Origin of the sequence: Actinomadura sp. 7K534 (assembly GCF_004348575.1) — a bacterium.
Taxonomy (GTDB): domain Bacteria; phylum Actinomycetota; class Actinomycetes; order Streptosporangiales; family Streptosporangiaceae; genus Spirillospora; species Spirillospora livida.
Genome location: NZ_SMKB01000054.1, coordinates 1 through 14719 on the forward strand (window position 1 = coordinate 1; position 14719 = coordinate 14719).

Genomic DNA, 14719 nt, shown 5'->3' on the forward strand with positions numbered 1-14719 from the left:
GTGCCGGTGACCGGCCGGGTGGCGGGTCAGGGCTCGCCGGGGATCACGGCTTGACCGGGTCCCAGAGGTCGAACGCGTTGGCCTCGCCGCGGTCGAAGCGGCGGTCGTCGTCGTCGTAGAAGCCCTTGAACTCGTTGGGCAGGTACATCTTGAAGAGCTTGGCGGGGGTCTCGTTGACTCCGGACGCCTCCAGGATTCCGTTGGCGGCCTTGCGACCGGCCTCGTTGGCGCCCTCCATGGTCGCCAGGTTGATGTCGGCCTTCACGTAGTCGGAGGCCAGGAACAGGTTCGGCAGGGCGGTGGTGGCCTCGGGGCGGTGGTTCCAGGAGCCGGGCCTGTTGATCAGCAGCGGCTCCTCGTTGGCGACGCTCGGGGTGCCGTTGCCGGTGATGGCCGGGTCGATGAAGTACGAGTGGATGTTGAAGTCGTTGAGGACGATCGGGCCCCACGGGATGGCCGCGCGGAGCTGGGCCTTGACCTCGTTGAAGATCTGCTCGTGGGTGCACTCGCGGGCCGGCTTGCCGTAGAGGATGCCGGGGACGTCCCAGGCCGAGATGCACATCGACAGGATGTCGTTGACCTCGCCGTTGCCGTAGGTGCGGCTGATGTTCGTGTTCTTCCAGAACTGCCCCTGGTTGATCGAGGTCAGCGCCCAGGGCTGGGCGGCGTAGGCCACGTGGCCCCTGCCGAGGTTGATCGGCTGCCGCAGGTAGAACATGATGCCGTTCATCCAGTCCGTCGTCAGCTCGCGCAGCGACCGCAGCGACGGGTCGACGGCCAGGACGTCGTCGTTGAGCAGCGGGACCGCGCGTTCGAGCGGTACCGCCAGCACGTAGTAGTCGGCCTGGACGTCGACGACGCCGCCCGCCCCCCGGACCCGGGCACCGGCGATCTGCCGGTCCTGGACGGTGAGCTGCTCCAGCGTCGCGTCGATCTGGAAGGTGACGCCCAGTGAACGCAGGTAGTTCATCCACGGGTCGATGAGCGACTCGTTGGTGGGGGCGTTGAGGAGCCGGTCGGGCTCCTTGTAGCCGCCGAGGCCCAGGGTGCTGTAGACCCAGGCCTCCGCCATCTTGCCCATGGTGTGGGCGCCGGCCTTGTCGGCCTTGGCGGCGACGAGGGTGCCGGTGAACATGTCGACCAGCAGCTCGTTGTAGGGCTTGGACATTTTCTGGGCGTTGACGAACTGGGAGAAGCTCATGTGCTCCCACTGCTGGAACCGGCGCTTCGGCCCGCTGGTGACGAAGGCGATCATCTTCTGCAGGAAGTAGCCGACCTCCCAGGCCGGGACCTTGCCGAGCACGTTGATCCCGGTGCTGAGGAAGTTCAGCAGCGACTCGGGGCTGAGCGTGCCGATGATGCTGCCGGCGGCGGGCAGGACGACCTTGGTCCCGTTGTAGTAGGCGCTGACCTCCTTGCCCGCCATCAGGTTCTGGGCGACGTTGCCGCCGCCCGGCAGCGGGATGCGGCTCATGGTGTCGGGCAGGTTCTGGTAGAAGCCCGGGAAGAACCGGAACCCGTGCTCGCCCGGGAGGTCCTTGCGGCCTCCCGTGCCGGTGTTCGGCACCGGGATGCTGCGGTTCTTGCCGCCCCATGCCTTGCGTTCGTAGACGGTGACCTGGAAGCCGCGTTCGGCGAGCTCCTGGGCGGTGCTGAGCCCGCCCATGCCGCCGCCGAAGATCGCGACGCGGCGGCCGGCGGCGAATCTGCGTGTTCGCCCGGCGTGCCGGGCGGCGGGGGCGGCCGCGTGCGCGGTGCCTCCGCCCAGCGTCCCGCTCGCCGCCACCGCGCCGGCCGCCGCGATCGCTCCGGTGACGAACTGGCGGCGGCCGACGCCGCTCCCGCCGCCGCTCTCTTCGGGTTCGGGCTGCGATTCGGGCTGCGATGGGGTCCTGTCCTCCACGGCGCACTCCTCACGGGGTGGGGGTTAACCGACACTGGTGTCGGTTGTGAATGGACCCCAACTATGCGGAAGCCACCGGGGGGCGTCAAGCCCCGCGGTGGCCGGAAGATGCCAGAAGTGCCCGCGCTATTCGGCGTTGCCGAGACCCGTCCAGAGGACGCGCATCGCCCCTTCGACCAGCGTCGATCTGGGCATGTCGGGGTGGCGTTCCCACCATTGCGCGACGCCGTCGAGACCGGTGATGAGAAGTTCCACCATCGCCTCGGCGATCGGCTCGTGCGGGTCCCGGCCGACCGTCGTGCGGATGTCGTTGCCGAGCAGGGCCGTCACCGCCCGGGTCCGCGCCTCCCGGATGCCCTGCCGGACGGTGGTGATCTCCGGGTCGTCCTCGTTCGCGCGGTCGAACAGCAGCTTGCGCGCGGCGGGCCTGCTCTGCGCGAAGCTGAAGTAGGCGTCGATGGTCGACCGCATCCGCTCCCGGGGCGGGCCGGCGCCGGTGATCCGCGCGCCCACGTACTCGACCAGCGCGGTGTTCTGCTCCTGCATGACCGCCAGCAGCAGCACCCGCTTGGACGGGAAATGGTCGTACAGCACCGTCCGCGCCACGCCCGCCGCCTTCGCGATCTCGCCGAGCGAGGTGGCGTGATAGCCCTTGTCCGCGAATATCTCCAGCGCGGCCTCGGTGATGAGCGCCTTGCGGGCCGGGCCGCGCATTCTCGTTTTCGGATTTGTTTCCGCCACCGTCTTGACTCCCTCTCGCCTTGCCTTCACTCTAACCGACAGAAGTGTCGGTTATGGGCGATCGTCGGTGCGGGCCGCCGCACCGACGCGGGCGCCCGCCGGCGAGCCGGGAAGAGCAGGGAGCCGCGCATGGGACGCAGGGAACCGTCCATCGCCATCGTCGGGAGCGGATTCAGCGGGATCGGCCTGGCCATCGGCCTGCGCAGGGCGGGCTTCACCGACATCACCGTGTTCGAGAAGGCCGACGACCTCGGCGGCGTCTGGCGCGACAACACCTACCCCGGTGCCGCCTGCGACGCCCCGTCCCACCTGTACTCCTTCTCCTTCGAGCCCAAGCCCGACTGGTCCCGCCGCTTCGCCGAGCAGCCGGAGATCCTCGGCTACCTGCGGCACTGCGCCGTCAAGTACGGCATCCTCCCGCACATCCGGTTCGGTGCCGAGGTCGCGCACGCGGAATACGTGCCGGGAGCGGGGAACTGGCGCCTGCACCTGCGCGACGGGGCGTGCCGCGACTTCGACCTCCTGGTCGCGGCGTGCGGGCAGCTCAGCAACCCCGCCGTCCCCCAGCTGCCCGGCCTGGACTCCTTCGCCGGCACCGTCTTCCACTCCGCCCGCTGGGACCATGGCCACGACCTGCGCGGGAAGCGCGTCGCGGTCGTCGGCAACGGCGCGAGCGCCATCCAGTTCGTGCCGCTCATCGCCCCGGACGCGGCCGAGACGACGATCTTCCAGCTGGAGTCCCACTGGATCAGCCGCAAGCCCGACCGCGTCTACCCGCGCTGGCGGCGGACCCTGAACCGCCGCCTCCCGGCCGTGCAGCAGCTCTCCCGGCTGGGCATCTTCCTGTGGTTCGAGCTGCTGCTCAACCCCGCGCTGGTCGCGCCGCGCGGCCGCCGCCTGCTGTCCGCGCACATCCGCGCGATGTGCGGGTTCGCGCTCCTGTCGGTGCGCGACCGGGGTCTTCGCGAACGGCTGCGGCCCCGCTACGAGCCCGGCTGCAAGCGGATCCTTACCTCCAGCGACTACTACGCGACCCTCAACCGGCCCGACGTGCGGGTCGTCGACAGCCCCATCACCGAGGTGGCGCCGGACGGCCTCCGCACGGGGGACGGCGGGCACCATCCCGCCGACACCCTCATCTGGGCGACCGGCTTCCGCTCCCAGGACTTCGTCGCGCCCATGCGCGTCATCGGCCTGCACGGCCAGGAACTGAACGCGGCCTGGAAGGACGGCGCCCGCGCCTACCTCGGCATGGCCGTCACCGGCTTCCCCAACTTCTTCCTCATGTACGGGCCCAACACGAACGTGGGCTCCGGCTCCATCGTCCACATGCTCGAAAGCCAGATGGCCTACATCGTCCAGGCCGCCCGCCTGCTCGCGGACGGCGCCAAGTCGCTGGAGGTCCGCGCCGACGTCCTGGACGGGTTCGACTCCGCCGCCCAGCGCAGCCTCAGCACGTCCGTGTGGAACCGGGGCGGCTGCGACAGCTGGTACCTCGACGCCGACCGCCGCAACACCAACAACTGGCCCGGCTTCATGACCGGCTACCGCCGCCGCACCCGCCGCCTCGACCCGTCCGACTACCACGTGGAGCCTGTGTGAGGGGCCGGCCTGACTGGACGGGGCGGTGCGCGGCCGGATAGGAGGGACACATGTCCCTTCCCCGCTCGCGAAGTGCCGCCGATCGCGTTGACGTCCAGGTCCGCGTCCACGAGATGCTTCCGGCCCGTGTCCTGGTCGGGCCGGGCGCCGTCCGGCTCGTCGGCGGCGAGGTGGAACGGCTCGGGGCGCGGCGGGCGCTGCTCGTCGCGACCCCGTCCGCGTCCGCGCCCGCCGGGCAGGTCGCCGGGGACCTCGGCCCGCGGCTGGCGGCGCGGTTCGACCGGCCCGCGCCGCACACGCCGGTGGCCGTGACGGCGGAGGCCATGGCGGTCGTCGAGGAGGCGGGCGCGGACTGCGTCGTCGCGATCGGCGGCGGGTCCGCGATCGGCCTGGCGAAGGCGGTGGCGGCGCGGACGGGGATACCGCAGGTCGCGGTACCGACGACGTACGCCGGCTCGGAGATGACCCCGGTCCTCGGCGAGACCGAGGACGGGGTGAAGACCACCCGCCGCGACCCCGCCCTCGCGCCCGGGACGGTCGTCTACGACCCCGCGCTGACGCTCGGGATGCCGCGCGGCCTGACCCGGACCAGCGCCATGAACGCGCTCGCCCATGCCGTCGAGGCGCTGTGGGCCCCGGACGCCACGATGGTCAGCGACGCGCTGGCCACGGAGTCCGTCACCGGCATCCTGGCCGCGCTGCCGGAGGTCCTGGACGATCCGTCCGGGACGGAGGCCAGGGCGCGCCTCCAGTCGGCCGCGTGGCTGGCGGGGATCTGCCTGGCGCGGACGCGGATGGGCCTGCACCACCAGCTCGCGCACGTCCTGGGCGGCGCGTTCGACCTCCCGCACGCCGAACTGCACACGATGCTCCTGGCGCACGTTATGGCGTTCAACCTGCCGGCCGCGCCCGCCGCCGCGTCCAGACTCGGCCGGATCACCGGGACCGGGGACCCGGCCGCGATGGTCGCGGAGCTGGCCCACGCCTACGAGGGCCCGACCAGCCTCTCCGAGCTGGGCGTGCCCCGGGACGGGCTGCCCGGCGTCGCCGAGCGGGTCGCGGCCGACCCGTATCCGAACCCCCGCCCGCCGACCGCGGCCGAGGTGCAGGCCCTCCTTGAGGCGGCCTGGTAGCGGTCCCGCCGCCGCCCCCGGCCGGGACGGGGACGGCGGCAACGGGGTCTGTTAGCTGAATCATCAGTGTTTCTCAGTTTTCATCTGGGACGATCAGTGGGTGAAGCTTTCGGAGTGGGCGCGGCGGAACGGGGTGCATTACCAGACCGCCTGGAAGTGGGCGCGGGACGGGCAGATGCCGGTCCCGGTGGTGAAGACCGCCACCGGCCGGTACCTGGTCATGGAACCCGCCCCGGTCCAGGAGCGCCGCACGGTCGCGTACTGCCAGGTGTCCTCGACCGACCAGACACCCGATCTGGAACGGCAGGCGGGCCGCGTCGTGGCCGCAGCGACGGGGATGGGCCTGGTGGTCGCCGAGGTGGTGACCGAGGTCGGGTCCGCGCTGAACGGGAAACGCCCCGAGCTGGCTCGGCTGCTGGCCGACCCGACGGCCGGGGTGATCGTGGTCGAGCACCGCGACCGCCTCACCGGGTTCGGGCTGGAGCACCTGTCCGCTGCGCTGGCGGCGTCCGGCCGCAGGATCGTGGTGATCGACGACACCGAGGTCGAGGACGACCTGGTGCGAGACATGACCGAAGTTCTCACCTGGTTCTGTGCGCGTCTGTACGGGCGGCGCTCGGCCAAGCGGCGTGCCGCAGCGGCCTTGGACGCAGCGGGGGCGGCGTGACCGTCCGGCAGGGTTACCGGGTGGAACTGGCCCCGACTCCGGCGCAGGCCGCCAGGCTTGGGCAGCACGCCGGGCTGTCTCGGGTGGTGGAGAACTTCTGCCTGGAGAAGGTCAAGGCCGCCCTCGCGCAGCGGGAGGCCGAACAGTCCTACGGCGTCGCGGCGGCTGATTTGACGCCGGTGCCGTGGTCGGCTCCGGCGCTGGAGCGGCTGTGGCGCGCCGAGCACGCCGGGAGGTATCCGTGGTTCACAGCAGAGGGGCTGTCCTCGCGGGTGCCGAAGGAGGCGTGCCGGGTCCGCGCGGCCGGGTTCAAGAACTTCTTCGACTCCCGCTCCGGTGACCGCGAAGGCGCCCGCGTCGGGTTCCCGGGCTGGCGGAAACGCAGGCACGGGTCCCGGTTCCGCTACGACGCCGACCGTGCCCGGCCCGTCCATCAGCGGGCCGTGCACCTGCCCGGGATCGGGAAGGTCCGCACCCGCGAGGACATGACCTGGCTCACTAGCCGCATCACCGGCGGCGCCGCGCGGGTGATCGGCGCGACGGTGAAGGAGCAGGCGGGCCGCTGGTGGTTGTCGGTCCAGATCGAGATCGACCGTACCGAGGTCAACCGGGCGCGGCATGCCCCGCGGGGTGCTCCGGCGTGCGGGATCGATATCGGGGTCAAGACGTTCGCGACGATCGTGGACGACGACGGCACCGTCACCGAGATCCACGCCCCCAAGCCGCTCAAGGCCGCATTGCGCAAGCTCCGCCGCGCCAACCAGGACCTGTCCCGCAAGGCGAAAGGGGCGGCGAACCGGGCCAAAGCCGCGCGCCGGGTCGCCAAGGTCCATCTGGACGTCGCGCACCAACGGGCGGACTTCCTGCACAAGACCACCACGACGCTCGCGAGAACCGAACGAGCGGTCGCGGTGGAGACCCTGAACGTCGCAGGCATGACCCGTAACCGGCGCCTGTCCCGCGCGCTCTCCGACCTCGGGTTCGGTGAGTTCCACCGGCAGTTGGCCTACAAGGCCGATTGGTACGGCGCGCAGGTGTGGGCCGCCGACCGGTGGTTCCCCTCGTCCCGGCTGTGCGGCGACTGCGGGACCGTGAACGCGGCACTCACCCTCGCCGACCGGACCTGGCAGTGCGGCTGCGGGACGGTCCACGACCGGGACGTCAACGCCGCCCGCAACCTGCTGACCGCCATGCAGCAAGACCAGCAAGTCGTATAGCAACCTGTCGCCGGGCAGTTCCCCGGAGACGCAAAACGCCTGTGGAGGCGACGTAGGACCCCGGCCCGCCGGGGCAGACGCCAGCGAATCAGGAACGAGAATCACTGAGATTCTCCGAACGGTATGAAGGAGCGGTCTCGCAGGGCACCAGGGGATGGGCGGGGACGTGCATGGCTGACGAGGTCGTCGGGATCGTCGGAGCGGGGATCATCGGGCTGGCGATCGGCCGGGAGATCACCCGGCGGCGGCCGGGGACGCGGGTCGTCGTGCTGGAGAAGGAGGACCGCGTCGCCGTCCACCAGACCGGGCACAACTCCGGGGTGGTGCACGCGGGCATCTACTACAGGCCCGGCAGCCTGAAGGCGGAGCTGTGCACGCGCGGCCGGGCCATGCTGCGCGAGTACTGCGCCGAGCGGCGGATCCCCTACGACGAGTGCGGCAAGCTCGTCGTCGCCGTCGGCGAGGACGACGCGGCCCGCCTCGGCGACCTGGAGGCGCGGGCGGCCGAGAACGCCGTCCCCGGGATGCGGCGCCTGGACGCGGCGGGCATCCGGGAGATCGAGCCGCACGCGGCCGGCCGCGCGGCGCTGCACTCCCCGCACACCGCCATCACCGACTTCACGCGCGTCGCCGAAGCGTTCGCCGATGACGTCGCCGGGGCGGGCGGGGAGGTCCGCTTCGGCTTCCCCGTCACCGGCATCCGGACCTCCGGCACGGGGGTGGAGGTGGTCTCGGGCGATGAGCGCGTCCGGGTCGGCCATCTGGTCATCTGCGCGGGCATCCACGGCGACGTCGTGTCCGGCCTCGCGGGCGACGACCCGGGGCCGCGGATCGTCCCGTTCCGGGGCGAGTACATGACGATCGTCCCGGCGAAGGCGCACCTGGTGCGCGGCCTCATCTACCCGGTCCCGGATCCGCGCTACCCGTTCCTCGGCGTGCACTTCACCCGGCGGGTGTCGGGGGACGTCGAGGTCGGCCCCAACGCCGTCCTCGCCCTGGCCCGCGAGGGGTACCGCCGCTCGGACGTCTCGCTGCGGGACCTGCGCGACATCGCTGGCTGGGCCGGGTCGTGGCGGATGGCGCGGCGGCACTGGCGCACCGGCGTCCGGGAGGTCCACGGGTCGCTGTCGAAGCGCGCCTACATGAAGGCGGCGCGGCGGTACGTGCCGGAGGTCGGGCCCGGCGACGTCGTCCGCGCGGGCGCCGGGGTGCGCGCCCAGGCCCTCGACCGCGACGGCGGCCTGGTGGACGACTTCCGCATCCACCGGCTCGGCGCGGTCACCGCCGTCCGCAACGCCCCCTCGCCCGCCGCGACCTCGTCCATGGCCATCGCCGAGTACATCGCCGACGTCCTCGAAGGGAAGAAATGAGCGAGCATCCGAAGCCCTCCGCCCGTGCGCGCGACCTCGTCCGGGGCGCCTACGACCTGCACGTCCACGTGGCCCCCGACGTGGTGGAGCGGCTCATCGACGACCTGTCGGTCGCGCCGCGGTTCGCGGCGGCGGGGCTCGGCGGCTTCGTGCTGAAGTCGCACTACTTCTCCACCGCGGAGCGCGCCGCCGTTGTGCGCGCCGCAGTCCCCGGGGTCGACGTCGTCGGGGCGATCACGCTGAACGGTCCGGTGGGCGGCATGAACCCCCTCGCGGTGGAGCTCGCCGCCCGCGCCGGCGCCCGGTTCGTGTGGCTGCCCACCGTCGACAGCGCCAACCAGCGCGCCTGCACGGCGAGCGCGCCCGAGGGCGCCCGGCCGCCGATGTGGGCGCGACTCCAGGACGAGCTGCGCGCCGAGGGGATGGCGGCCGACCCGGTCGACATCGTGGGCGGCGACGGCCGGATCACCGAGCCGACCCGCCAGGTGCTCCGGGTGATCGCCAAGTACGGCATGACCCTGGCGACCGGCCACCTCAGCGCGGACGAGATCGGCACCGTCGTGGACGCGGCGGTCGAGGCGGGCGTGCGGCGCATCGTCGTCACCCACCCCGAGTTCACCTCCCAGCGCGTCGCGGTCGACCGGCAGCGGGAGCTCGCGGCGAAGGGCGCCCTCATGGAGCGCTGCTTCACCACCGCCTACACCGGCAAGGTCTCCTGGGGCGTCTGGCTGGAGAACATCCGCGCCGTGGGGCCCGAGCACTCCGTCCTGTCGAGCGACCTCGGCCAGCCCTTCAACCCGCCCGTCGAGGACGGCATGGCCCTGATGGCCGACCGCCTCCTGGCAGAGGGCTTCACCGAGGACGAGGTGCACCGGATGGCCGTCCTGAACTCCCGCAGCCTCGCCGCCGCCGACGACTGAGCCCCCGCGCCCGAGTCCTGTCAGCGCGGGGCGGGGCCGGTGGAGCGGCGGATGGCGAGGTGGGACGGGAGGACGACCCGGGCGCGGGGCGGGCGGATGCCGTCGCGGTCGCGCATCGCGAGCAGCATGTCGACGGCGGTCCGGCCGGACTCCTCGTACTTGCCGGCGAGGGTGGTCAGCGGCGGGGAGCAGAAGTCCGCGCCGAAGATGTCGTCGTAGCCGACGACGCTGAGGTCCGCGGGCACGGACACGTCCCGCTCGGCGCAGCGGCGCAGGACCCCGATGGCGAGCAGGTCGTTGTGCGCGACGGCGGCGGTGGCGCCGGTGCCGAGCGCGGCGTCGGCCGCGGCGGCGCCGCCGGCCATGGTCGGCGGGAACGGCCCGATCCGCCGGGCGGCGATGCCGTGCCGGTCCGCCGCCGCGACCAGCGACTCCCAGCGGCGGGCGCCCAGCCAGGAGCGGGGCGGCCCGCCGAGGAACACGATCGAGCGGTGGCCCAGCGAGGCGAGGTGCTCGACGATCTGCCGGGTGCCCTCGGCGTGGTCGACGATCACGCTGGGCACGTCGCCGACCTGCCGGCTGATCAGCGTGAGGCGGTGCCCGGCCGAGAGCTTGACGATCTCCTCGTCGGACATCCGGCTCGCCGCGATGACGTAGCCGTCCACCGACGGGCCGAGCCGCTCGATGTTGCGGGCCTCGACCTCGGGCGACTCCTGGGTGTCCCCGACGATGAGCGTGCAGCCCGCGGCGCGGGCCTGGTGCTCGGCGCCGCGGATGACCCCGAAGAAGTGCGGGTTGGTGATGTCGGAGACGAACAGCGCGAGGGTGTCGGTCCGGCCCGAGGGCAGCGCGCGGGCGAGGGTGTTCGCGCGGTAGCCGAGCCGGGCCGCGACCTCGGCCACCCGGGCGGCGGTCACGGCGTTGACGCGCCCCGGGTTGGACAGCGCCCGCGACACCGTGGACGGCGAGACCCCGGCGTCCTTCGCCACGTCGTAGATCGTCGGCCGTCCGCCGCCCGCTCTTCCCCCGGCCATCCGCCGCCCCTCCGCTCGGTCCCGCGTGCGCCGGGACAGTCTCGCAGATGGAAACTTTTGGCAACCGCTTGCCATCCCACGACCAGCCATTTTAGTGTCAACGACACATTGCAGACATGTGGTGGGGGTCACAGTGCGGCCCGCCACCCGCGAGCGAAGAACGGATCACATGCGGGCGATCGTGCTGACCGGACCACGGCGCGTCGAGGTCGTGGACTCCTGGGCCGAACCGGAACCCGGGCGGCAGGACGTGGTCGTCGAGATGGCGGCGGTCGGCCTGTGCGGGTCGGACCTCGGCGTCCACGACGGCACCCGGCCCACGCCCGCGCTGCCCTGGGTGCCGGGGCACGAGGGCGGCGGCCGGATCGTCGCCGTGGGCCCGGACGTACGCGACCGCCAGGTGGGCCAGCGGGTGGTGGTGGAGCCCAACTACTGCTGCTTCTCCTGCCCGCCGTGCACCCGCGGCATGACGTCCGGATGCGAGAACCGGCTGAGCCCCGGCATCACGGTCCCGGGGCTGCTCGCCGAACGGGTCGCCGTCCCCGCGCGGTTCGCCTGGCCGCTGCCCGCCGAGGCCGGTGCCGAGGTGGGCGCCGAGGTGGGCGCCGAGGTGCTGGCGTGCGTCGAGCCGTTCGCGGTCGCCCGGTCGGCGGTCCGCCGCGCCGGCGTGGCCCCGGGCACCGACTGCCTCGTCGTCGGCGCCGGATCGCAGGGCCTGCTCACCTGCCTGTCGCTCGCCGAGGCCGGGGCCCGCGTGTACGTCACCGACCCGCGCGCCGACCGGGTCGCGGTGGCCGAGCGGATCGGGGCCCGCCCCGTCCCGCCGGACGGCGGGCGCGCCTTCCCGTTCGTGTTCGACACCGCCGGGGTCCCCGCGGCCTGGGAGACCCCGGCCCATAGAGTCGCGACCGGCGGGACCGTCATGGTGATCGGCATGAGCGGCGAACCGGTCGGGCTGTCGACGATGGAGCTGACCCGGCGGCAGCTCCAGGTCCGCGGCTCCCTCATCTACGACCACCCGGACGACTTCGCCGCGACCGTCGCGGCGGCCGCCGGAGCGGCCCCCCGGCTCGCCGGGCTGCTGCGCCCGGGCGTGCCTCCGGCCCAGGCCGACCGCGCGTTCGCCGAGGCCCGGACGGCCCCCGGCAAGACCTGGATCGACCTGTCCGACTGGGGAGAGGACCACTGATGACCTCTGCCGCCGCCGTGCCGGCGGGACGCCGGCCCGGCCGTCTCTTGCGGGCGCTGTCCACGGCCGAGGCCGTCACCGGGAGCGTGCTGCTCGCGGTGATCGGCCTGCTGACGCTGCTGCAGGCCGTGCAGCGCTACCTGCCCACCGGCGGCTGGGTGTGGACGGGCGAACTCGCGCGGTTCGCCTTCGTCTGGCTCACCTTCGCCATGTCTGGCTACCTCGCCGCGCGCGACGGCCACATCGCCTTGAAACTGGTCGACATCGTCGCCGGGCCCAGGCTGCTGCGCCTCATCGGCATCGTCGCCAACGTCACCGTCGCGATCGTCTGCCTCAACCTCCTCTACGAGGCGTGGGTGCTGGTCATGGACGACGACGGGCAGACCTCGCCCGCACTCGGCATGCCGATGCGCCTCTTCTACCTGATCCCGCTCGCCGGGCTGCTCCTCACGATCGTCCGCTCGGTCGTCGCGATCTTCCGGCCGGAGCCGGAGACGGACGAGACCCGCCCGGCGGACGAGACCCACCCGACGCACGAGGCGGATGAGACATGAGCATGGTGCTCCTCGGCGCGGCCATCGCCGCGCTCCTGCTGCTGCGGGTCCCCGTGGCGTTCGCGCTGCTCGGGCCGTGCCTCACCTACGTCTCCTTCGAGGGCTACTCGGCGGGACTGAGCGTCCGGCAGGCCACCGAGGCCGTGAACAGCTTCCCGCTGCTCGCCGTCCCGCTCTTCATCCTGCTCGGCGTGGTCGCCAACCACGCCGGCATCGCCGACCGGCTGTTCGACTTCGCGCTCGCCGCGATCGGCCGGGTCAGGGGCAGCCTCGGCTATGTCAACATCGGGGTGAGCCTCGGGTTCTCCTGGATGAGCGGCTCCGCGCTCGCCGACGCCGCCGGCCTCGGCAAGGTCGAGGTCCCCGCGATGACCCGCAACGGCTACCCGCCCCGGTTCGCCGTGGGCATCAGCGCCGCGTCCAGCCTGCTCGGGCCGGTCATGCCGCCCAGCATCCCCGCGGTCGTCTACGCCGGCATCGCCGGAGTGTCGACCGGGGCGCTGTTCGCCGCCTCGGTCACGCCCGCGTTCCTCATGGCGATGGGACTGGCCGCCGCCGTGTACTTCCTGCTGCGCCGCCGGAGCGACCTGCGCGGCGAGCCCTTCTCCTGGGAGGTGCTCCGCCGCACGGGGGTGCGCGTCATCGGCCCGCTCGGCGCGCCCGTGATCATCCTGGGCGGCATCCTCGGCGGCTGGTTCACGCCGACCGAGGCGGCGGCGGTCGGCGCCGCCTACGTGCTCGTCCTCGGCGCCGCCTACCGCCGCATCACCTGGCGGGACCTGTTCCCCATCGCGAAGGAGACCGCGGCGACCACCGCGTCGATCACCCTGATCGTCGGCGCGTCCGGGCTGCTCGCCTGGATCCTCGCCCGGGAGCGGGTCCCTCAGCACATCTCCGAGACGATGCTCGGCCTCACCGACAACGCGCTCGTGTTCCTGCTGCTGGTCAACGTGCTGATGATCCTGCTGGGCGCCATCCTGGAGGGCATCTCCGTCCTGGTGATCACGGTGCCGATCCTGCTGCCGATCGCCGCCGAGTTCGGCGTCGACCCCATGCACTTCGGGGTGATCATCATCATGAACCTGATGATCGGGCTGCTCACGCCGCCGATCGGCGCGGTCCTGTACGTCATGAGTCCCGTCGCGAAGGTGCCGGTGCACGAGGTGTTCCGCGGCACTCTTCCGTTCCTGCTCCCGCTCCTGATCGTCCTGATGCTGGTGACGTTCATCCCCGGGATCGTCACCTTCCTGCCCCGGTTGCTCGGTCTGTAGCGACTCGGCCACCCACCCCCTGTGAGGAGCAAGGCACATGCCGAAACCCCCGAATAAAGCCCTGCTGGCCCTGACCACCACGGCCGTTCTGGCGACGGGCTGCGCCGCGATGAACAGCGGAGACGACGGAGCGGACGTCAAGCTCTCCTTCGCCAACAGCTACACCGACAACCATCCGCACACGCGCTGCGGCATCAAGGCCGTCGCCGACACGGTCAACGGCCAGGACCTCGGCGTGACGGTCGAGACGTTCGCCAACAGCCAGCTCGGCAACGACGACACGCGCTTCACCTCCGTCAGGTCCGGCGACCTCGACATGGACGTGCAGGGATCGTCCGCGCTGGCCGGGGCCTACGCGCCCATCGGCGTCCTGGACATGGCCTACGTGTTCGACGGGCCCGACCACCTGTTCGCCTTCTTCGACGGGCAGCAGGGAACCAAGCTGAAGGACGACTTCGGCAAGGCGACCGGCACACGCGTCCTGGGTGTCTGGTACTTCGGGATGCGGCACTTCTCGGCCAACAAGGCGATCCGCAAGCCCGATGACCTCAAGGGGCTGCGGATGCGGTTCCCCGACTCCAAGATCTACCTGGAGAACGCGAAGGCCGTCGGAGCGACGCCCACCGCGGTCGCGTTCGAAGAGCTGTACCTCGCCCTCCAGCGCAAGACGATCGACGGACAGGAGAACCCGATCCCGACGATCGCGGAGAAGAGCCTCGACGAGGTCCAGACGCACGTCAGCCTGACCGGCCACCAGACCGGTTCGCAGCTCATCGTCATCAACGAGGAGAGCTGGAAGAAGCTTTCGTCCGAGCAGCAGCAGGCACTCCAGAAGGCCGTCACGGACACCCGCGCCGCCAACCGGAAGTGCATCGAGGAGGACGAGGCGAAGATCCTCGCCGAGTGGAAGAGCAAGGGCGAGCCCACGATCGTGGACGACGTCGACACCAAGGCGTTCACCGACAAGGCCGGGAAGTACTTCGCCGAGAACCTCGAAGGCGAGCAGGCGGAGCTGTACAAGGCGATCCGTTCCGCCGCCCCCTGACCCCGCACGTGCCCGGCTCGCCGCGCCCGCCGCGCGGCGCCCGGTGAGCCGGGCACGGACGTGAACCGGCTGG

The 14719-nt window shown here is 72.0% G+C and carries 13 protein-coding genes; 10 read left to right on the forward strand and 3 right to left on the reverse strand.

Annotated elements, in window-relative coordinates; all coding sequences use genetic code 11:
* Positions 1–43: 43 nt before the first annotated feature.
* On the reverse strand, positions 44–1903 hold the full coding sequence (locus tag E1266_RS13755; protein WP_132046805.1) for an FAD-dependent oxidoreductase: 1860 nt from the start codon (positions 1901–1903) through the stop codon (positions 44–46).
* Between the two features lie 126 nt (positions 1904–2029).
* A complete protein-coding gene (locus E1266_RS13760; protein ID WP_165950452.1) occupies positions 2030–2617 on the reverse strand; it encodes a TetR/AcrR family transcriptional regulator in 588 nt (195 codons plus the stop codon).
* A gap of 156 nt (positions 2618–2773) precedes the next feature.
* On the opposite strand from E1266_RS13760, the gene E1266_RS13765 reads away from it, so the two are divergent.
* The 6 genes from E1266_RS13765 to E1266_RS13790 all read left to right on the forward strand — a co-directional run bounded on the left by E1266_RS13765 (position 2774) and on the right by E1266_RS13790 (position 9553).
* Positions 2774–4246 (forward strand): NAD(P)/FAD-dependent oxidoreductase, encoded by a 1473-nt coding sequence (locus tag E1266_RS13765; protein ID WP_132046809.1) that lies wholly within the window; start codon positions 2774–2776, stop codon positions 4244–4246.
* A gap of 50 nt (positions 4247–4296) precedes the next feature.
* Complete coding sequence (locus tag E1266_RS13770; protein ID WP_132046811.1) at positions 4297–5379, forward strand: maleylacetate reductase; 1083 nt, start codon at positions 4297–4299, stop codon at positions 5377–5379.
* Between the two features lie 100 nt (positions 5380–5479).
* On the forward strand, positions 5480–6046 hold the full coding sequence (locus E1266_RS13775) for an IS607 family transposase (protein WP_132046813.1): 567 nt from the start codon (positions 5480–5482) through the stop codon (positions 6044–6046).
* Positions 6043–7263 (forward strand): RNA-guided endonuclease TnpB family protein, encoded by a 1221-nt coding sequence (locus tag E1266_RS13780; protein ID WP_132046816.1) that lies wholly within the window; start codon positions 6043–6045, stop codon positions 7261–7263. The genes E1266_RS13775 and E1266_RS13780 overlap by 4 nt, the downstream gene beginning before the upstream one ends.
* A gap of 170 nt (positions 7264–7433) precedes the next feature.
* Entirely contained in the window at positions 7434–8633 is a 1200-nt protein-coding gene (gene lhgO / locus E1266_RS13785) for an L-2-hydroxyglutarate oxidase (protein WP_132046818.1), read from the forward strand.
* A complete protein-coding gene (locus E1266_RS13790) occupies positions 8630–9553 on the forward strand; it encodes a DUF6282 family protein (protein ID WP_132046820.1) in 924 nt (307 codons plus the stop codon). Before lhgO ends, E1266_RS13790 begins: the two co-directional genes overlap by 4 nt.
* Before the next feature lie 20 nt (positions 9554–9573).
* Here the strand turns inward: E1266_RS13790 and E1266_RS13795 are convergent, their stop codons facing one another.
* Entirely contained in the window at positions 9574–10587 is a 1014-nt protein-coding gene (locus tag E1266_RS13795) for a LacI family DNA-binding transcriptional regulator (protein WP_132046822.1), read from the reverse strand.
* A gap of 169 nt (positions 10588–10756) precedes the next feature.
* On the opposite strand from E1266_RS13795, the gene E1266_RS13800 reads away from it, so the two are divergent.
* From E1266_RS13800 to E1266_RS13815, 4 genes are read left to right on the forward strand one after another with little or no spacing between them, the layout of a single operon-like run.
* Positions 10757–11776 carry an alcohol dehydrogenase catalytic domain-containing protein gene (locus tag E1266_RS13800; RefSeq protein WP_132046824.1) on the forward strand — a complete coding sequence of 340 codons (1020 nt, stop codon included), beginning with the start codon at positions 10757–10759 and terminating at the stop codon, positions 11774–11776.
* Complete coding sequence (locus E1266_RS13805; RefSeq protein WP_132046826.1) at positions 11776–12330, forward strand: TRAP transporter small permease; 555 nt, start codon at positions 11776–11778, stop codon at positions 12328–12330. Before E1266_RS13800 ends, E1266_RS13805 begins: the two co-directional genes overlap by 1 nt.
* Entirely contained in the window at positions 12327–13601 is a 1275-nt protein-coding gene (locus E1266_RS13810; protein ID WP_132046828.1) for a TRAP transporter large permease, read from the forward strand. The genes E1266_RS13805 and E1266_RS13810 overlap by 4 nt, the downstream gene beginning before the upstream one ends.
* Before the next feature lie 37 nt (positions 13602–13638).
* Complete coding sequence (locus E1266_RS13815) at positions 13639–14646, forward strand: DctP family TRAP transporter solute-binding subunit (protein WP_132046830.1); 1008 nt, start codon at positions 13639–13641, stop codon at positions 14644–14646.
* The last annotated feature ends 73 nt before the right edge of the window (positions 14647–14719 follow it).